Source organism: Rhodovulum sp. FJ3, from assembly GCF_032918305.1.
In the GTDB taxonomy this organism is placed as follows: Bacteria; Pseudomonadota; Alphaproteobacteria; order Rhodobacterales; family Rhodobacteraceae; genus SAT37.
The window spans coordinates 193,913-212,325 of record NZ_JAWJUU010000005.1 but is presented as its reverse complement, the minus strand read 5'-3'; the positions used below and the strand labels follow the sequence as shown (position 1 = coordinate 212,325).

The window sequence follows — 18,413 nt, the reverse complement described above, 5'->3', positions numbered from 1 at the left end:
TGGAGCAGCCAGGTAGCTCGTCAGGCTCATAACCTGAAGGTCAGAGGTTCAAATCCTCTCCCCGCAACCAATAAAACAAGGCCTCCAAGCGTTAATCCGCTCGAGGCCTTTTTGTTTGTGTCCGGCAAGTGTCCGATAACACCGCGGTCTTCATGCTCTCCGACCCATGCCCGACCGAGCCCGGTACACCTTTTTTGTGGCTCCGCACTTCCAGATTGGACCACCGGACCATTTGCGAAATCTAGGCGTCTCTTTGGTGCCTTCCTCTGGGACGGCGCTCCTTTCGGCCCTTACTAAGCATTCGTCTCGAGCATCGCCGGAGCATGGTTATTAAACGCGAGTGCTGGGATCGTTTTGGCATCGTGCCTGAAGACCTCCCAAACGATTATGTATATGCCACAAATGCCTGAGTTAGCGCGTCTCCTGCCAGCCCTTTGCCCAGAAGTGCGGACAGCAAAAGACGGGCTTTGACTGCTGAAAGATCTCCCGCAAGTACCGCGCCGTTATTCACGAGAGTGACGCCACCGCTGTCATTGCCATAGATCGCATGCGTGCGCCCTTCGTGACACCGTGAGGCCACCACAACGGGACAGCCTGTGTCGATCAAACGCTTGGATGCATCAGCGAACCCTTTGGGGGCATTGCCGCGTCCAAAAGCGGAGAGCACGATCCCTCTCGCGCCCGCTTTGTGGGCCAGTTCCATCACGCGCGGACCTGTGCCAAGTCCAAGCGCGATCAGCTCGACATCGGGGTTCAGAGAAGGCGTTTTAAGCGGCAAGCGCGGGTGTGCAGGACGGGTGTAGACAAAGACCTGCCCGTGATCGACCTCGCCCAACTTGCCCAACCCGACAGAGCGGAAGGTATCGACGCGCGACGTATGTGCCTTTGTGACGTAGCGCGCGCCGTGGATATCGCCCTCAAAGGCGATCACAGCCCCCACACCTGTCAGCGCACCACTGGCCGCAGCACAAATGGCGTCATAAATGTTACGCGGACCATCGGTGTCGGGCTGACCCGCGTGGCGTTGCGCGCCCGTAAAGACCACGGGCCGGTCGCTTTGCACCAAAAGCCACGCGAGGAAGGCGCTCTCTTCCATTGTGTCGGTACCGTGGGTGACAACCACGCCGTCCACATCGCCGCCTGCCAGCACCTCGTCGATCCGGGTGCAGAGCCTGTGGATCGTCGCCAGATCGAGCGCATAGCTGCCTGCCGCTTCGAAATTTTCGACAGTCACTGTGATGCCTTCGAGCGGTTGATGCAGGCTTGCGAGCAAGGTTTCCCCGCTTAGTCCCGCATTGACGGCTCCTGCTGATTTATCTGCTGCGGACGCGATTGTCCCGCCCGTGGCGATCAAAACAACATGTTTCATCGGTGTCTTTCTGTATTTTCAATGTGTGTGAGAGGCCTCGCAGAAGCGGCCCCTAGCTGGCGCGGCTGTGCGCGCGGCCCTTTGCGGCCGCAAGATCGACCAACTCATTCCATCGGCGCACGACGTAATTGTGCTCGTCCATGGTCGAATTCCAGATCGCGATGTGATGCGCACGGTCTTTGCGTGACCCACCCGAGCGTGTTTCGCCCGCGCGGATTGCAGGCCGTCCTGCGACATCACTTAGCTCCTGCGCAGCAGGAAGCCCTTCATACCAGTAATCCCATTCCGCCTGAGACAAGTGCGCTTTGACGCGGTCGGGGACGGACATGTAATAGCCCTGACGGGCGACAACGGCCCCAGCGTATCCGTCGAGATACCAGTTCAGCCATTCATAGGCTTTGTCGAGTTTCTCGCCCTGCAAAAGGCGCGACAGGCACATGCCGCCGTGCCACGCGCGATAGCCCTCGACAGGACGAGCTTGGCAAACGTCAACACCGCGGCGTTTCATATCGACAAGCGTCGGGGACCAGATCGAGGCCAGTTTCAGTTCGCCGCGCAAAAAACGCTCGACCGGTTCATCCGCACGCAGCCAGAAAGCACTCAGATGCCCCGCGTGGATAAGGCTCTTCCCGTGTTCGATCAGCCGGTCGATTTCGGCAACGGACATATTGCCCATATTCTCGAATTCCATCTGACCCGACGCGGATAGCGCCATGGCCAGATCAAACAGGCCGATCGCGGGTTCATCGACCAAAGACACGCGGCCCGCCCATTGCGGATCAAGCAGCGCCGCCCAGCTGCGCACATCACGGTCGACGTCCAGACCCTCGGCCGCGACCGCAAAACTGTCGAAGTTGTAAAAGGTCGGCAGCATCGAAATCTGACCGCTCGGGCTGTCGGATAGCGTCCTGTCATGCTGTACGAACAGGCGCGAGGCAGGCACATCGCCCAAGGCCTGACGCCCTCCCGCACCAGCGGTTCGCGACAGCTCGTCGAGATCGTCCCAATAGGTGATCCGACGGGTGTCGATGGCTTGCACCGCGCGCCAATACCAAACGATGTCGAGGTTGTGGAAACACTGGTCGTAGATGTCATAGCGTGACGGATCGAGCGCCGCCGTGCGCTGTGCACTGTTGAAATCCGTCTCGATGAATTCAAGCGGGAAGCCGAGATCTGCCTCGGCCTGATCCTTGAGAAAGCGCCAAGGCTGAATTTCCGTCGTGAGAATGCGAAGCGGCTCGGTCATCAGGCGGCAGCCCTGACTGCAGAACAGCCTGTGAACGCGGCAAAGCTGCGGCGGATCTGGTCAGGGGAAATCCCTTCGAGAATGAAAACGATACGGGATCGGCGCGGTCCGTTCGGCCAATGGGTCATGTGAGTGGGCGCATGCACGAGGTGCTGAACGCCGTGGATCGCAATGGGTTTGTCTTCGCCCTCTAGCGCCAAAATACCCTTCACCCTAAAAATCCTGTCACCATGCTTATGCAGCAAGAGTGTAAGCCAGGTTCCGAACATAGTCCAATCTATCTCGTCCTCGATGACGAGCGAAAAGCTCGTCACGCCGAGGTCCTCGTCGTGATGACCATGAGTCCCGTGGGAATGCGCGTGGTGATGGTGGTGGCCTTCATGGTCACAGTCGGGTCCACAGTGATGCGCGTCATCGGTCACCAAGGCGGCGGCAAAAGCAGCGGGTTCAAATCCGCTGAGGATGGTCTCGACGGGCTCTTGCGTTGTTAAGATCGTCGCGGCAGGGTTGATCCGCGCCAGACGGGCGCGCAATGCTTGATCCTCACCAGCGTCGGCCAGATCGGTTTTGGTTAGAACGATGCGATCCGCCGCTGCGATCTGGCGCACGGCCTCGGCACGGTGCTCGACCTGAAGCTGTGCATTGACCGCGTCCACAGTCGTCAGCACGCCGCCATTGGTGAAATGCGAGCGCAGGACAGGGTGGGCCGTCAGGGTCTGAAGGACAGGGTAGGGATCGGCGAGTCCCGTCGTCTCGATCACGACGCGATCAAACGCGATCTCGCCCCGCGAGCGCAGGCTGTCGAGGTTCGACAGGGCGTCCGCCACCTCGCCGCGCACAGTACAGCAGATACACCCCGACTTGAGCAGCACAACATTATCGTCGATCCGGTCGAGCAACTGATGGTCCAGGCCGACCTCGCCGAACTCGTTGATCAGCACAGCCGCGCCCGCCATCGACGGGTCTTTGAGCAGCCGTTGCAGCAGCGTGGTTTTACCGGAACCGAGAAATCCTGTGAGCAATACAACAGGGATCATGCGTCACCTCGTGCGGCCATCCAAGAAATCAAATCATCGTCGAGCGGGTCAAAGTCACGCCCGGCAAGCGCCTCTGCCTCGGGCCACAGGTGCGACAGGGCCTCGAATACGCTTGAGGCACCCGTCGGAGAGGCCACGACGTAAGAGCGCCCCTGCCACACATCCAGTTTGACGCGACGATAGGAGAGGATGTCATTCGCGGCCTTCATACGGCGCGCGGCTTCGGCACGGCGCGCAGGCATATCGTGGTTTCGCGTGAAAACACCGGGACGCGCGATGGCGCTGGTCCAATGGTCGTCACATCCAAGAATTCCGCACAGCGAACACATAACCTTCTCCTTTGAATTCAAAAACCGGCGGGCGAACAACGGACACCGCCCGCCGGAGCCACGGCTAGGGATCAGCCGCGGGGGAAGCGTTTGTCGTAATCGTTGGCCATTTCGTCCATGGTCACGAATTTCACGCCTTCATGCGAGGCCATGTGTTTGAACAGGCGTTCAAGCATCAGCAGCACTTGCGGGCGACCCGACACATCAGGGTGAATGGTAATCGGGAAGACCGCGTAGTCCATGTTCTCATAGACCCAGTCGAACTGGTCTTTCCACATCTGCTCGATGTCGCGCGGGTTCACAAAACCGTGGGAGTTGGGGGCCTTCTTGATGAACATCATCGGCGGCAGGTCATCGAGATACCAGTTGGCGGGGATCTCGATCAGATCGGTTTCCTCACCACGCTCCAGCGGCTTCATCCAGTCCTCGGGCTTGGCCGAATAGTCGATCTTGGTCCAGCTATCGCCAACGCGCACGCGGTAGGGCTCAAAGTCCTTATGCATCAGCGAGTGGTCATACTTGATGCCCTTCTTGAGCAGCAGTTCGTTGGACACGGGCGAGAATTCCCACCACGGCGCCACATAGCCCGTCGGACGTTGACCCGACAGTTCGGTGATCAGGTCGATACACTTGTCCAGAACAGCTTCTTCCTGCTCGGGCGTCATGGCGATCGGGTTCTCGTGGCTATAGCCGTGGATACCGATCTCGTGGCCACGTTTGGCGACCTCTTTCATCTGCTCGGGGAAGGTTTCGGCAGAGTGACCGGGAATGAACCACGTGGTCTTGATGCCCAGTTTGTCAAACAGGTCGAGCAGACGGATCGAGCCGACCTCACCTGCGAACATACCGCGGGAGATGTCATCGGGGCTATCTTCGCCGCCGTAAGAGCCGAGCCAGCCGGCAACGGCGTCCACATCAATCCCGAAGCCGACGAGGATTTCTTTTGTCATTGGATAAGTCTCCTGTTGGATGATTAAGCGTGAATGAGAGTGACGGAAGAGGGGTCAATTCCGAGGGTGACGGGCGCCCCAGGTGTCAGGGCGCGCACTTCGGGGCGGTCTGCACTGACCTCGACGGCGACATCGCGCTCGCCGGGCAGGCGAACGGTCAGGTGTCCGACCGCACCGACCAGATGGCGTTCGGCCAGAACACCTTCGATGCGGATCTCGTCAGGCGTATTGAGAGGCGCAATGCGGAAGGCCTCGGCAGGAACAACTGCGAGGGTCTCGTCGCCCTGTCCCACGCCTTGGATCGTGCCATAGGGGGTCTCGATCAGGCCAAAACCCGCGTTGCCCGCACCTTTGGCTGTGCCTTCGAACACCGTGTTCGAGCCGATAAAGTCGGCAACAAACGGCGTTTGCGGGCGGCGATACAACTCGCGCGGGGGGGAGATTTGCTCAACCACACCGTTCGACATCACGACGACACGGTCGGATAGGCCAAGGGCCTCTGATTGCGCGTGGGTCACGAAAATAAAGGTGATCCCCAACTCCCGCTGCAAAAGCTTCAATTCGTTTTGAATGATGCGGCGCAGGTTGGCATCAAGCGCGCCCAGAGGCTCATCGAGGAGGAGAATTTCAGGTTCCACCACAAGCCCGCGCGCCAGAGCGATCCGCTGACGCTGACCACCCGAGAGATTGTCCGCCTTGCGGTCCGCGAATTGCTCAAGATCGAACATATCCAGAATGCGGTCGACTTTGCGGTTGCGCTCGGCCTTCGGCGTGCCTTTGACGTCCAGACCAAAGGCCACGTTCTCGCGCACGGTCATATGCGGGAACAGCGCGTAGTTTTGGAAAATCATCGAGGTCGGACGCTTTTCGGGCGGGACGTGGGTCACGTTGCGCCCCATCATCATGACCTCACCGTTGGTGATATCCTCAAAGCCGGCAATCATCCGCAGCGTGGTGGATTTCCCGCAGCCCGATGGGCCGAGGAAGGCCACGAATTCGCCCTTCTCCACCTTCAGATCGAAGTCGGAAACAGCAACGGTGCCATCGGAATAGGTTTTGCCGACAGAAATCAGCTCGAGATCGTAGATCATGCGATCAGCTTTCGTATTTGAAGTAGAGAACATGGGCGGCCCTGAAGTGGAGGAAAGGGGCCGCCCAATCGCGCTTATCAGGCGTTCAGGAATTCATCCCAACGCATGATCAGGTGGTCATACTCATCGGGCCACTGGTGCCAGTAAGCGACATTGGAGGCGCGCTCTTCGAGCGATCCACCATCGCGCAGATCACCGGGGTTGATGCCGCGCTCGGGCTCACCTTTCCACGGTGCGCCTTCGTACCAGAAGGCATAGGCATCGGGGTCCATCACGTCTTTGATGTTGGTCGAGGGGGAGTAGTATCCCTGCTCGGTGACAGCGATGCCCGGCTCACCCGACAGCCAGAAGTTGGCATAGGCGATGACGGCTTCGCGGTTCGGCGTACCCTTGAGCATCGACGGCCCGATGGCCCAGCCCCGCGTGCCTTCTTTCGGCGTTGCGTATTTGGCGGGCTTGCCTTGCGCTTTGACGGCCATAACGGCGGGCTGCCATGCGTCGCAGACAACCATTTCACCCGATGCCATCAGGTTGACCAGCTCACCGAAGTCACCCCAAAGCGCGCGGAACTGGCCGTCTTTCTTTTTGGAAATCAGGAATTTCGCGGCTTCGTCGATCTCAGCCAGCGTCGGGTTGCCGGGGTTCTTGGCCTCCAGCAGGCCGAGCGAGTTCATGGCGATCACGGCCTGACCAATAGCGATCAGCGGGTCGACGTTGAGGCCGGATTTGCCTTTCCACTTCTCGTCAAAGAGAGCGGTCCAGGTGTTGGCTTCTTCGTCCGAGAGCACGTCCGGGTTATAGCCGATGGAGTCAAAGTTGTAGACGGCCGGCACCATGTAGAGCTGGGTCTGGGCGTCGTCGGCCCAGATCTGGCCGGAAATCTGTGCTTTCGGGTCCCACTTCGGATCGACTTTGGTGAAGGTATCGCGGATACCCGCCCAGTTGCTCAGTTCAGCTGCCGGAATCGTTTCAACGTTGTCGGTGGCGATCAGGGCCGGAAGACGCTCGGCAATGATTTCCCAGACATCGTAATCAGAGGAGCCGGACAGGATTTTGGTCTGCGCGTCCGGATAGGTGGACGGCGTCCCGGAGGTGGAGGTGACGCCGGAGGCGGCTTTGAACATCTCGAGAATGCGGTCCTGTACGGTCACGGACAGACCGGTGGTGCGCAGTTCCTGCTCCGAGAGATTAGCGGCATAGGCCATACGCGACCACGGATGCATACCCGCGCCAAAGGCAGCAGCAGCGCCGGCGGCAGCCCCGTATTTCAAAAAGCTACGACGATTGGTTTTCAAAGTCATGGAATGGTTCCCTGTTTTTGCTGACTTGATGAAAGTTGATGGTGAGAGTTGGGGGCGTTCGCCGCCCCTCGTTGGCGCCCTCAGTAGCGACCGGGGGTCAGCCCCCCGTCCACGGTGATGACTTGACCCGTCAGGTAAGAGGCATCAGAGGAGGCGAGAAACTTGATGACGTTCGCAATCTCGGCAGGCTCGCCCAGACGCTTCATCGGAATGTAGGGTGAGGCGATATCGGCCGCGTCGGGGCCAAGGCTGTGACCCGGATTGAGCAATTGCGCGGTGCGGATGTAGCCGGGGGCAACGCCGTTGACGCGAATGCCTTTGTCGGCAAATTCGACAGCCAGACCGCGAATAAGGCCGATTACACCCGACTTGGCTGTGGAGTAATGGACGTGTTCGTCCCAGCCGTAGTTCGTGCCCATAATCGACGAGAGGCAGATGATCGACGCGCCCTCTTTCATCGCAGGCAGCGCGGGGCGGATCACCCGCAACATGCCATAAAGGTCGACGTCCAATGTTTTGTGCCACGTCTCGTCGGTCATTTCCGACATCGGCACACGCAGGGCGATCCCCGCATTGGCGACGATTACGTCTATGCCGCCAAAGCGGTCATTCAAGTCGGCCACCAGCGCGTCGGCAGCCTCGGTCGAGGTTACGTCGAGCGCGTGGAATTCGGCGGAGCCGCCCGCGGCATTGATTTCGGTGACGACGTCTTGGCCCTTGTCTTCGAGCACATCGGTGACGATCACATGGTCGCCCTGTGCCGCGAATTCCAAGGCCGACGCGCGGCCGATACCGATACCTGCGCCGGTGATAAGAACGATACGCTTATCCATCTGATTTAGTCCCATTTTCTGTTGCTTAGAGCATCACGTCGCCGGAGTTCGGCCCGAGCGTTTGACCCACAAATAGGCCCGCATCGTCGGACACGAGGAAGGAGACAACGCCCCCGACTTCTGCGGGATCGCCGAACCGACCGAGCGGCAACTCCGCCCGTTTCGCGGTTTTCCATTCTTCCGAGAGCGCCTCGACAAGCGGCGTGTTGATCGGTCCAGGTGCCACTGCATTGACGCGCACACCCTTGGCAGAGACCTCGCGGGCCAACGACTTGGTCATGCCGATGATCGCGGCCTTGGCGCCTGCATAGTGGACAAGTTCCACACCGCCGATCTGGCCAAGCTGAGAGGCGATATTGACCACATGCCCTTGCCCTTTTTCGAGCATCGCTGGCAGGCACGCGCGGGTGCACAGGTAATTGCCGCGCACGTGGACCGCGAAAATCTTGTCGAACATCGCAGGCTCGATATCGGTAAAGAGCGCCTGATGGCCAAAGCCCGCATTGTTGACGAGGATCTCGGGCGCGCCGAAATCTTGGGTGATCAATTTGACCATCTCGTTGACGGCAGCCTCATCACTGACATCTGCGGCATAAGCACCAGCAGTGCCACCAGCCGCGTGGATGTCCGCGACCGTTGCTTTGGCCGCCTCTAGCGAGAGATCGTTCACCGCAACCGTATGTCCGTCGGCGGCGAGACGCTGGGCAATGGCGGCGCCGATGCCGCTTCCGGCTCCTGTGACAAGCGCGATCATTATGCGTCCTCCTGACCGGTGTAGCGGGAGGCCTTGGCGGTGAAACGCTTCATCAACAGGCCGTAGATGACGAGCAGCGTGAAGCTGAACAGGGTGGTCAGAACACCGAAGGCAAAGATGTTGGGGTAGATTTCGACCGAGAATGTTCCGTAGATCGCCAACGGCAGGGTCAAATCACGGCCAGCGGTAAACAGCGTGCGCGCGAATTCGTCATAGCTGAGCGTGAAGGAGAACAGCATCGCAGACAGCACACCGGGGAAGATGATCGGGAACGTCACGCGGCGGAATGTCTGCGCTGGGCTGACACCGAGGGAGAGCGAGGCTTCCTCTACCGTGCGATCAAAGCGGTTGAAGATTGCGAGCATGACGAGGAAGGCGAAGGGATAGGTATACACCACGTGCAGCACAAAGGACGTCCCCCACCACGCCCGCGCAATGCCGAGGGTGTTGGACAATAGCGCCATGCCAAGACCGACGAGCACACCGGGCACCATCATCCCGAGAATGATCAGGTAGAAGGCAGGCCCAGACCCCTTGAAACGCGTGCGGAAGGCTTCGGCGCTCATCACACCCAGAGTGGTGGAGACCACAGTGGTCATGAAGGCCAAGACGATGGAACGGACAAGGCTATCCCCGACAGGAAGCTGAGACACGCGGGAGGTCTCGGCCAGTCCGAGCAGGTGCTCATACCAGTAGATCGACCAGTCGCGGATCGGGAATTGGGGGCCTCCGTCTATGCTCTGGAACGACAGGATCGCGAGCACGATCATCGGACCATAGAGAAACAGGAGAAAGATCGCGGTGTAGGCGGCAAGAGTCGGGCGCAGGATACGGGATTCCATGGCTCACATTTCCTTTCGCAGATCGACGAGACGCAGGGCAAGTGCGATCACGGCGGTGATGATGATGGTAAGAACAACGCCTGCCACGGCGGCGAAGGCCCATTTGAGGGATCCGACCTGGCTTACGATGATGTTGCCCAGAAGGTTCGTTTTACGGCCCGACAGGGAGGCGGCTGTGGCAAACTCGCCAAGCACCATGACCGAGACGAAGATCGATCCGACCATGACCCCCGGCAGCGAGAGTGGCAGGATGATACGGCGGAAAATCGTGCCGAAGGACGCCCCGAGATCGCGTGCAGCCTCAAGGACAGAGATGTCGATACGCCCCAGCATGAACGTGATCGGCCCGACCATGAAAACGCAATAGATCTGGGTCATCCCAACGAGGACCGAGAACTCGGAGAACAGCAAGAAGGTCAACGGTTCGGAGATGATCCCCAGCTTCATCAGGATCATGTTGACCGCACCCTCGGTGCCGAGCATCGGACGCCACGCGATCACGCGGATCAGGAACGAGGTCCAGAACGGGATCACACAAGCAACGAGGAGGGCTGTTTGAAGCGTCTTGTTCCGCACAAATAGCCCGATGAACAGGGCCACCGGATAGCCGACGACGATCGTCGCAACGAGAACGATCAGCCAGATCCGCAAGGTCGTCCAGATCGCCCCGAGGTAGGTCGAGGAACTCAGGAACCGTTCCCAGCTTGCCGTGGTTAGCGTCGAGTTCACAGAGAATGTGGTTTGTGTCCAGAAGGACACATAGATGACCATGGCCATCGGCAGGACCATGAACAGCCCCATCCACACCAGACCAGGCGTCAAAAGGGTGATTGCACGGCGGCGATCCTTTTTCTCACGAAGTTCGGCGGGAGAGAGGGACGGGGCGGACGGTGTTTCCGTCGATAGGGCAGTCATCAGGCGGCTCCGTGGAATTGGCGCAGGGCGTCGGCTGCGAAATGGAGGTCATAGGTTTGGCCTTCGACCAGTTCGGGAAGGCGTGGCTGGCTCAGGTGGTCGACCACCTGCAGGAGGGTCCCGTCAGAGGCGCGAAAGAAGGACAAAGCGGTAGGGCCGTTGAATTCACCCGTGAGGTAGGTCGCGCTCAGTGAGGGGCGGTCCGCGGGCACGGTCCCCGTGGGGCTGACGTCAATCTGGTCAAAGCGCACGGCAATCAGCCCGCGCGCGGCATCGCGATCAAAAAGCTCGGCGTCCAGAATGTTCCACGCATTGAGGTGGCGTGCGGACTCGGCATTGACGGGATGGCTGAACAGATTGTCGGGCGTGTCAGACTGCATAATCCGCCCATTCGCGAGGACAGAGACCTTGTCGCCCATAGTAAGGGCCTCTGTCTCCGAGCCTGTGACATGCAAAAAGCTGACGCCGAGCCGTTCGCGGATCGCCTTGAGCTCATCGCACATCCGCGAGCGCAGGTTGGCGTCAAGCGCGCCGAGCGGCTCATCCAGCAAAACGATTTTCGGTTCACAGACCAGCGTTCTTGCGAGGGCGACGCGCTGGCGCTGGCCGCCAGAGATTGCACTAACACCGCGGTGCCCAAAGCCACTCAGGCCAACCAGTTCCAACGCTGCTTCGGTGCGATCCTTGATTTCGGTCTCATTGGTCACAGGCGCGTGCGCACGGTGCCGTAGGCCAAAGGCGACGTTCTCTGACACTGTCAGATGAGGAAACAGAGCAAAGTTCTGAAACACAAACCCGATGTCGCGCAGGTGTGACGGTTGTCCGTCGATCCTCTCACCATTGAAACTGATTGTGCCTTGGTCAGGCTCTTCAAAGCCTGCGATGAGACGCAACAAGGTTGTCTTGCCCGACCCTGAGGCGCCGAGCAGGGACATGTAGGTGTTTTCCGGAACAACGAAATCGACGCCATCCAAGGCGGTCGATCCGCCATATCGGCGACTTACCTGATTGAGTGTGAGCACTGAGCATCCCTCGCGTCATTTTCGATTTTCTTGATACAAACATCATTTTATCCGGCTCGGCAAAGCAAAAAATGACTTTTGCATCACAAAAGTCATTTTTAACAACCGATGCGCGAGCTAAAAGTCCTCAAGCTGCCAAAAATATGGAGAGGGCGTGATGAAACTTGCCTGAAAAGTGGGCGATGTGAGTCGGGCCTGCGGATTTATTGATTTTCTGTATTCAAAAACAAATTGCTTCCAACCGCCCAAGCAGCGACTTATTGTCGACAGAAGTTTTTCGAGATGAGGCCAGAATGACCGTTTCAGAAGCCGCGCCCCGCAGCAGCGACGACAGTGACAAGCGTGCGCCTCTGTTCGAATTGGCCGCAGAGCTTATTCGCGACAACATCGCCAAGGGTTTTCTCTATCCGGGTCTCGTCTTGCAGGAGAGCGCCCTGTCCGAACGGCTCGACATGTCGCGTGCAACCGTCAAGCGTGCCCTAGAAAATATTGAGGAAGAAGGCGGGGTTAAGCGGTTTTCGGGTCGGGGATTTGTGGTTGCTGAACCGACGTCAACAGAGCAAATCCTTCCCAAACGCGAAGACCTTCGCCAGATCGAACTGGACCTGACCACCCTCGATGGCAGCGCAGGAAAGCCAAGCTGGCTACGGGTCTATGATGACGTCGCCTATTACGTTGCGCGCTGTCCCGTGTTCGGTGGCTACCGTATTTTCGAGGCGCAGATGGCCGAGGAATATGGCGTCTCGCGCACAATCGTCCGCGATGTGCTGGGCCGCCTACAGGAACGGGGCCTCATCCAAAAAAGCCGCACGTCGCGTTGGATCGTCGAGCCGCTGACGTCGAAAAAGATCAAAGACAAGTACGAGTTGCGCGGCATCTTAGAGGTCGCCGCCCTATCTTCGGCGAACCTTCCGACCGAAGAGCTGCGCGAACTGGCCGATGAGATTCGTGCCCTGTCGATGCAAAGCGCCCCGACCCCTGCGCAGTGGTCTTCTCTGGACAAGCGGTTCTTCGAAATGGTCGTCCTGACCACGCCGAACGAAGATCTTGCGAATTACGCGAAAAACAACAGGCTGGCGCTAGAGGCCTGTCAGGCCGCGTTCTTTTCCCTTGGTCTGCCCGCCGACACCCAGTCCATCCTCGAATTGGGTCAGGTCATTGAACTGGCGCTCGCAGGGTCTATCACCGCGGCCGAAAGCATGCTGACAATGCATCTGCAAAAGGCCCGCGACAGAACGATCGCACAGCTCAAGATCACCTCTATCCTACCCCCGCCGCAAGATTTCCCGTCCTATCTGCAGTTCACCTGATGCGGCCTTTGGGTCCTCTGATCAATCTTGACACCCACATGTCTCGCGACTGGAGGCCGAGCGCCCGAGAGCACTTTGGAAATAGCCGCTGAGCGAATGGCCGCTCGCCGCCCCTGAGGCTCAGAGTTTCGCATGATCGCCGCGTTGGTTGGGGGCGGTGGCTGTAGTTTTGAGGGGAACCGGTTCTGAGTGCTGCCGGTCCAATCGCATAACATCGGACAGACCTCCCGAAAGACATCCATGCACTGATCTTCGAACCCATAAGCCATCCCGAGCGTGTTGGCGGCCCAGGTCCGAATGGCGCGGTACTGGTAGTAGAGAGGGCGACCTTGGCTCGGACGTAAGTACATAGGCGGATATGGCTTGAGACCTTGATCTCAAGCCCACCGACTGTTCCAACTGCGAGCGCTTCCGTTTCATCCTGAAGAGTGGCAGCAACCATATCGGAAGATACGACAAACTTAGCCATTTCCTCTTTGAGGCCATCAGGCATTGCCGGGCCAATCTCCCGTTATTCCCGCAGGCCCTCCAAAAGCAGGTTGAGACTGCCAGGTTTTAGGCTGCAGGCGTCAGATACCTCTCGCGAGAGTGGTGCTGGAAACACTTACTCTGACTTGCGGGCGATCAACATGTTTGCTGGAGAACTCTCAAACCTCAACGAACTGAAGTTCGGGGAGAATGTATTTAGACCACATGTTGCGTTGATCTGATCGGCCTCTCTCTGAAAGCGTTGGTGAATGGGTGTGCCCGTATTCAGGGCAGAGGTCGGACACAGGGCATACCGTGACTCTATAGGCCAATGTGTGTCGGGTCTGACTGCGACTAGAAGCACCACGCCAAGTGCAAGTCGCGGTACGCCCCCATGGGATGCGTGTCGCGCTTGCAAGCTGCAGCCATGTATTTCCCAAGCCGTCGAGCCAAACAAAAAGAGGCGCCCGATTGGACGCCTCTCTCCGGGAAGGTGTCTTGATTACTCGGACAGAACGAAGGGCGCCGTGTAGTTGGCTGCGTTTTCTGCCGTGATCAGCAAGCAGTCGAAAAGCTGCTTTTCGTCTGCGACCATCGGCGTTCCGTTTTTGATGTAATAGTCGGCTTGGCGCACGGCTGCTTCGGAGAACACCGCCACGGGCTGCAATACGGTGTAGGCCAGTTCGCCTGCTTTGACCGCATCCACCGCATCGGGGGAGCCGTCGAAACCGCCGACGACCACGCCGTCCAGCTTGCCTGCTTCCTTGAGGGCTGCAATTGCGCCTAGAGCCATTTCATCATTGCCTGCGATCACTGCGTCGATGTCGTCGTTGGCTTGGATGATGGACTGCATCTTGGTGTAGCCTTGGGTACGGTCCCAGTTGGCCACTTCTTCGGCCAGCTTGGTCATCTCGGGGTATTGCGAGATCACGGTTTCATAGCCGTTGGAGCGGGTGGCCGCGTTGTTGTCGGAGGGGTTGCCGAAGAATTCGACGTAGTTGGCCGCATCGGAGTCTGCATAGCGGTCCGAGGCGCTCACGTAATCAAGCCACTGGATCGCGCCCATAGCCGCGCCTTGAGCGTTGTTGGATACCAGCTGCGCGATGGCCAATCCGGGTTCGTTGATTTCCGCGTTGACGAGGAAGACGGGGATGCCCGCGTCAATCGCCTTGCGCACTGCACCGATGGAGCCGTCTGCGTTCGCGGGGTCCAGGATGATCGCGGCCGCCTTGTTGGTGATCGCGGTGTCGATCAGGGTGCTTTCGGCGTTGGTGTCACCTTTGTGCGCCGCAACGTTTGCGTCATAGCCCAGTTCCTCGGCGGTCGCTTTTGCCACTTCACCTTCCGTGAACCAATAGGGGTTAGCAGGATCGTTGATGATGATCGAGATCAGACCATCGGCCCAAGCGGTGCTCGCCATGAGCGGAAGGGTTGCAACGCCGGCAAGGAACGCGCGTTTGGTGAATTTCAACATGTGGTAGTCTCCCTTTTGGATTGGTTGCCCGTTTACGGGCGGTTTTTCACCTCCGGGGCCTCCTCTGCCCCGAATGGAAAGTGAATGTCGTGGATGGGGGTCAGCTACGGCGGGTGCCGCCGTATTGGATCGAGTTCAGCAGCACGGCGAGAACGATGACCGCACCGGTAAAGACGGTCTGCCAGTAGGCCGAGACGCCGATGATCACGAGGCCGTCGGACAGAAAGCCGATGACGAATGCGCCAAGGACCGTGCCGAGAACCGTGCCGCGACCACCCGTCAATGCCGCGCCGCCGATGACGACGGCCGCAATGGCGGTCAGCTCATAGGTGGTGCCTGCTGTCGGACCAGCGGAGGTGAGCTGCGAGCTGAGCACGAGACCTGCGACCGAGGCACAGACACCCGACAGCATATAGACGATGACCTGCACGCGTTTCACCGGAACGCCCGACAATTGCGCGGCGCGCTCGTTGCCACCAGAGGCATAGAGCCAGCGGCCGAAGGCAGAGCGGGTGAGCAGCAGCGCGGTGGCCACGGCGATCACGGCAAAGATGATGACCCCGATCGGCACAGAGGCGATGCGGTTGAAGCCGAGCCAGTCAAAGCCGGTGTTCCCGAGCGATGGATCGCCCGACAGGTTGTTGTAGGTCAGGCCGTTGGTCATCAACAGGCCAATGCCACGTGCGACATAGAGCGAGCCGAGGGTGGCAACAAAGGCGGGCACCTTGAATACGGCGACCAGAATGCCGTTCACCGCACCCACAGTCGCCCCCACGCAAAGCGTCAGCACAACCACGGCCCAGACGGGCGGGTAGACGATGACGTTGCCGACCTCGACGCCTTGCATCAACCATCCCGCGAACACGCCAGACAGGCCAAGCACCGAGCCGACCGACAGGTCAATCCCGCCGTTGAGGATGACCAGCAGCATCCCGATGGCCAAAAGGCCAAAGATTGCCACGTGGTTGGCCATAATCAGGAAGTTGCCGACCGAGGCATAGTTCGGCGACATGGACGAGAACGCGAGGATGATAGCGATCAGGGCAAAGAACGCCCGACCCTCGAGAAGGACTTTGATAAGACTGAAGGAGTTCGATTGCTTGGCTTTGACAGTGCCGTTTGTACTGGTGGCCGACATGGTCTCTGTTTCCCTGCGTTAATGGACCAGTGACTCGCCCGAGGCGGCCATGATCGCTTCTTTTGTTGTGTCGTGTGAGAACTCCGCAGAGATCTTTCCGCGCCGCATCACGATGATGCGGTGGGCAATCGACAGACATTCACTGACTTCGGATGTGGTGTAGACGACCGCCAGACCCTCGCGGGCGCGCTCGGCCAGAATGCGGAACACCTCGGCTTTGGCCCCGATGTCGATCCCGCGGGACGGCTCGTCGAGCATGATCACCGAGGGGTCCGTGACCAGCATCTTGCCGATGACGACCTTTTGCTGGTTGCCGCCCGACAGCGAGCCGATCATCGCCCCGGGGCCGTCGGTTTTGACGGTCACATCGCGGATCGAGTCCTCGACGATCACCGCCTCTTCCTTGCGCGAAGTGAACAGCCCGCGGGTAAAGTTCTGGATCGAGGCAAGCGATAGATTGCGTCCCACGGTCATCGTCTGGACCAGACCGTCGCGTTGACGGTCCTCAGGCACCAGTACCAGACCCGACTGGATCCGGTCGGAGATCGAGAGCTTGGACACATCCTGCCCGTGCAGCTCTACCGATCCTGCCATCGGCTTGATCCGTCCCGCAGCGCATTCGAGCAATTCGGTGCGTCCTGCCCCCATCAGCCCGTAGATACAAACGATCTCGCCTGCTTTCACATCGAGGTCCATCGCGTCTACGGCCAACTCGCCGTCTGTGTGCGAGGGCACCGATAGCCCTTTGACCGACAGGGCAGGCGCGCCAAACTCGTAGCCGTCGGGGGGGCTGCCGAGATCGAAATTCTCACCGACCATATTGCGCACGATCCATTCCAGATCGATTTCTGCGCGCGGCGCATAGGCGGTCATCGTGCCATCCCGCAGAACAACCGCATGATCGGTAATCGTCAGCGCCTCTTCGAGGTGGTGCGAAATATAGACGATGGACACGCCTTTCGCCTTGAGGTCGTGAATGACTTTGAACAGGACCTCAACCTCGGCGGCAGAGAGCGCAGAGGTCGGCTCATCCATGATCAGGATGCGGGCATCGACAGACAGAGCGCGAGCGATCTCGACGATCTGTTGCTGACCCAAACGCAGGTCTTCGACCTTGGCGAGCGGGTCGATGTCCTCTTCCAGATCCTCCATCAGCTTGCGGACCTGACGCTCTTCTTCGGCGTAGTCGACGCCAAAGCGCCCACGGATTTCGCGGCCCATAAAGATATTGTCGCGCACCGTCAGGTTCGGGGCCAGAGACAGCTCTTGGTGAATGATGCAGATGCCAAGTTCCTGCGCCTCGGTCGTGCTGCCCAGTTCGACGGGCTGACCGTCGAGAATGATCTCCCCCGTGGTCGGTTTTTGCACGCCCGACAGGATCTTCATCAGCGTGGATTTGCCCGCACCGTTTTCCCCGAACAGGGTCGTCACGTGACCGCGGTGGACGTCAAAGTTCACGCCCTTGAGCGCCCGCACAGGGCCGAAGGATTTGGTCACATGGCGCGCGGCCAGAACGACCTCGGCAATATCCGGGGTCTCGGTCGGCGTTTCTTCGTGGATGGGCGACTTCATTGCGTCACCTCGAATGCCACGGGTGTCACCAGCCAATTGCGCGGGTTGATCAGGGTAAAGGCCCCCGTCACCGTCACCGTTTTGCCCGTCAGGGCGTCGCGGTCGAGACCCGCAAGCACCTCGGCCGACATGGCGCGGTTGATGCCCGAGCCCGCGTCCTGATACTCGATCTGGTTTTTGAATGCGCCGAACGCGATATCGCCTGTCACATCGCGCAGGTCCGTGCCGTTGATCGCGGGGCCAGATTGCAGGCGCACGCGGACGTTGTCGGGCAGGCCGTCGATGCTGACGTTGAAGATACCCCCCTTCGCCTCACCAAGTACTCCAGTGAAAGTAACGGGCATGACGGCACCAATGCCCGCTTTGGTGCCGAATTCGGCAATGGCGGCGTCCTTGTCGGCGACTAGTGCCTCATATAGCGCGGGGGCTTCGGGCGCCTTTCCCACAACATAGTCGCGCACACGTGGAAAGGTTTCGGTCCCGAAACGGTCGGGATTGAATGCTTGCTGGCGAAGATCCTCTTGGGAGCCGATGCGCACGACCTTGGTGTCGAGCGCCATCGCACCGATCACGACTGCCGCACAAAGGGGTAGAATCCATTTTGCCTTGGACCGTGTCTGCTTGACTGCTTTCATCGAACTACCCGTCGTCATTGCGCTTTCCCATTCTCCGCCGTCCCGCCCATGAAGCATCTTCATGGCGCAAAGGACCGGTCGCTCCGCGCGGCAGTGAGCCGCGAGGAACAGTACTGATTTCGCCCCG

The 18,413-nt window shown here is 59.3% G+C and carries 17 protein-coding genes; 1 reads left to right on the top strand and 16 read right to left on the bottom strand.

Annotated features, from left to right (window positions below; genetic code table 11):
• Window positions 1–385 precede the first annotated feature (385 nt).
• The 12 genes from R1W00_RS14955 to R1W00_RS14900 all read right to left on the bottom strand — a co-directional run bounded on the left by R1W00_RS14955 (window position 386) and on the right by R1W00_RS14900 (window position 11,689).
• Window positions 386–1,369 (bottom strand): asparaginase, encoded by a 984-nt coding sequence (locus R1W00_RS14955; protein ID WP_317263569.1) that lies wholly within the window; start codon window positions 1,367–1,369, stop codon window positions 386–388.
• A gap of 52 nt (window positions 1,370–1,421) precedes the next feature.
• A complete protein-coding gene (locus tag R1W00_RS14950) occupies window positions 1,422–2,615 on the bottom strand; it encodes a signal peptide prediction (RefSeq protein WP_317263568.1) in 1,194 nt (397 codons plus the stop codon).
• On the bottom strand, window positions 2,615–3,652 hold the full coding sequence (locus R1W00_RS14945) for a GTP-binding protein (protein ID WP_317263567.1): 1,038 nt from the start codon (window positions 3,650–3,652) through the stop codon (window positions 2,615–2,617). The genes R1W00_RS14950 and R1W00_RS14945 overlap by 1 nt, the downstream gene beginning before the upstream one ends.
• On the bottom strand, window positions 3,649–3,981 hold the full coding sequence (locus R1W00_RS14940) for a hypothetical protein (protein ID WP_317263566.1): 333 nt from the start codon (window positions 3,979–3,981) through the stop codon (window positions 3,649–3,651). The genes R1W00_RS14945 and R1W00_RS14940 overlap by 4 nt, the downstream gene beginning before the upstream one ends.
• 71 nt (window positions 3,982–4,052) lie before the next feature.
• Window positions 4,053–4,931, bottom strand: coding sequence for a polysaccharide deacetylase (locus R1W00_RS14935; protein WP_317263565.1), 879 nt, complete (start codon window positions 4,929–4,931; stop codon window positions 4,053–4,055).
• A gap of 23 nt (window positions 4,932–4,954) precedes the next feature.
• Window positions 4,955–6,022, bottom strand: coding sequence for an ABC transporter ATP-binding protein (locus R1W00_RS14930; protein WP_317263564.1), 1,068 nt, complete (start codon window positions 6,020–6,022; stop codon window positions 4,955–4,957).
• 77 nt (window positions 6,023–6,099) lie between these two features.
• Window positions 6,100–7,323: a PotD/PotF family extracellular solute-binding protein gene (locus tag R1W00_RS14925; protein WP_317263563.1), complete on the bottom strand. Its 1,224-nt coding sequence runs from the start codon at window positions 7,321–7,323 to the stop codon at window positions 6,100–6,102.
• A gap of 80 nt (window positions 7,324–7,403) precedes the next feature.
• On the bottom strand, window positions 7,404–8,156 hold the full coding sequence (locus R1W00_RS14920) for an SDR family NAD(P)-dependent oxidoreductase (protein ID WP_317263562.1): 753 nt from the start codon (window positions 8,154–8,156) through the stop codon (window positions 7,404–7,406).
• A 25-nt stretch (window positions 8,157–8,181) separates the two neighbouring features.
• Window positions 8,182–8,910: a glucose 1-dehydrogenase gene (locus tag R1W00_RS14915; protein WP_317263561.1), complete on the bottom strand. Its 729-nt coding sequence runs from the start codon at window positions 8,908–8,910 to the stop codon at window positions 8,182–8,184.
• Window positions 8,910–9,752, bottom strand: coding sequence for an ABC transporter permease (locus R1W00_RS14910; RefSeq protein ID WP_317263560.1), 843 nt, complete (start codon window positions 9,750–9,752; stop codon window positions 8,910–8,912). The genes R1W00_RS14915 and R1W00_RS14910 overlap by 1 nt, the downstream gene beginning before the upstream one ends.
• A 3-nt stretch (window positions 9,753–9,755) precedes the next feature.
• Complete coding sequence (locus R1W00_RS14905; protein WP_317263559.1) at window positions 9,756–10,667, bottom strand: ABC transporter permease; 912 nt, start codon at window positions 10,665–10,667, stop codon at window positions 9,756–9,758.
• A complete protein-coding gene (locus tag R1W00_RS14900) occupies window positions 10,667–11,689 on the bottom strand; it encodes an ABC transporter ATP-binding protein (RefSeq protein WP_317263558.1) in 1,023 nt (340 codons plus the stop codon). The genes R1W00_RS14905 and R1W00_RS14900 overlap by 1 nt, the downstream gene beginning before the upstream one ends.
• Before the next feature lie 293 nt (window positions 11,690–11,982).
• On the opposite strand from R1W00_RS14900, the gene R1W00_RS14895 reads away from it, so the two are divergent.
• Window positions 11,983–12,999 (top strand): GntR family transcriptional regulator, encoded by a 1,017-nt coding sequence (locus R1W00_RS14895; protein WP_317263557.1) that lies wholly within the window; start codon window positions 11,983–11,985, stop codon window positions 12,997–12,999.
• A 970-nt stretch (window positions 13,000–13,969) separates the two neighbouring features.
• Here the strand turns inward: R1W00_RS14895 and R1W00_RS14890 are convergent.
• The 4 genes from R1W00_RS14890 to R1W00_RS14875 form a co-directional block, all read right to left on the bottom strand.
• On the bottom strand, window positions 13,970–14,941 hold the full coding sequence (locus R1W00_RS14890) for a D-ribose ABC transporter substrate-binding protein (RefSeq protein ID WP_317263556.1): 972 nt from the start codon (window positions 14,939–14,941) through the stop codon (window positions 13,970–13,972).
• Between the two features lie 100 nt (window positions 14,942–15,041).
• Complete coding sequence (locus R1W00_RS14885) at window positions 15,042–16,079, bottom strand: ABC transporter permease (protein WP_317263555.1); 1,038 nt, start codon at window positions 16,077–16,079, stop codon at window positions 15,042–15,044.
• Between the two features lie 18 nt (window positions 16,080–16,097).
• Window positions 16,098–17,651, bottom strand: a complete 1,554-nt coding sequence (locus R1W00_RS14880; protein ID WP_317263554.1) for a sugar ABC transporter ATP-binding protein — start codon at window positions 17,649–17,651, stop codon at window positions 16,098–16,100.
• Window positions 17,648–18,304 carry a DUF2291 domain-containing protein gene (locus R1W00_RS14875; RefSeq protein WP_317263553.1) on the bottom strand — a complete coding sequence of 219 codons (657 nt, stop codon included), beginning with the start codon at window positions 18,302–18,304 and terminating at the stop codon, window positions 17,648–17,650. Before R1W00_RS14875 ends, R1W00_RS14880 begins: the two co-directional genes overlap by 4 nt.
• Window positions 18,305–18,413: the final 109 nt, after the last annotated feature.

Coding starts and splice junctions, on each gene's coding strand:
- R1W00_RS14955 (WP_317263569.1), bottom strand. CDS start 1,369: ATGAAACATGTTGTTTTGATCGCCACGGGCGGGACAATCGCGTCCGCA.
- R1W00_RS14875 (WP_317263553.1), bottom strand. CDS start 18,304: ATGACGACGGGTAGTTCGATGAAAGCAGTCAAGCAGACACGGTCCAAG.
- R1W00_RS14880 (WP_317263554.1), bottom strand. CDS start 17,651: ATGAAGTCGCCCATCCACGAAGAAACGCCGACCGAGACCCCGGATATT.
- R1W00_RS14930 (WP_317263564.1), bottom strand. CDS start 6,022: ATGATCTACGATCTCGAGCTGATTTCTGTCGGCAAAACCTATTCCGAT.
- R1W00_RS14935 (WP_317263565.1), bottom strand. CDS start 4,931: ATGACAAAAGAAATCCTCGTCGGCTTCGGGATTGATGTGGACGCCGTT.
- R1W00_RS14945 (WP_317263567.1), bottom strand. CDS start 3,652: ATGATCCCTGTTGTATTGCTCACAGGATTTCTCGGTTCCGGTAAAACC.
- R1W00_RS14905 (WP_317263559.1), bottom strand. CDS start 10,667: ATGACTGCCCTATCGACGGAAACACCGTCCGCCCCGTCCCTCTCTCCC.
- R1W00_RS14940 (WP_317263566.1), bottom strand. CDS start 3,981: ATGTGTTCGCTGTGCGGAATTCTTGGATGTGACGACCATTGGACCAGC.
- R1W00_RS14895 (WP_317263557.1), top strand. CDS start 11,983: ATGACCGTTTCAGAAGCCGCGCCCCGCAGCAGCGACGACAGTGACAAG.
- R1W00_RS14925 (WP_317263563.1), bottom strand. CDS start 7,323: ATGACTTTGAAAACCAATCGTCGTAGCTTTTTGAAATACGGGGCTGCC.
- R1W00_RS14890 (WP_317263556.1), bottom strand. CDS start 14,941: ATGTTGAAATTCACCAAACGCGCGTTCCTTGCCGGCGTTGCAACCCTT.
- R1W00_RS14885 (WP_317263555.1), bottom strand. CDS start 16,079: ATGTCGGCCACCAGTACAAACGGCACTGTCAAAGCCAAGCAATCGAAC.
- R1W00_RS14910 (WP_317263560.1), bottom strand. CDS start 9,752: ATGGAATCCCGTATCCTGCGCCCGACTCTTGCCGCCTACACCGCGATC.
- R1W00_RS14950 (WP_317263568.1), bottom strand. CDS start 2,615: ATGACCGAGCCGCTTCGCATTCTCACGACGGAAATTCAGCCTTGGCGC.
- R1W00_RS14915 (WP_317263561.1), bottom strand. CDS start 8,910: ATGATCGCGCTTGTCACAGGAGCCGGAAGCGGCATCGGCGCCGCCATT.
- R1W00_RS14920 (WP_317263562.1), bottom strand. CDS start 8,156: ATGGATAAGCGTATCGTTCTTATCACCGGCGCAGGTATCGGTATCGGC.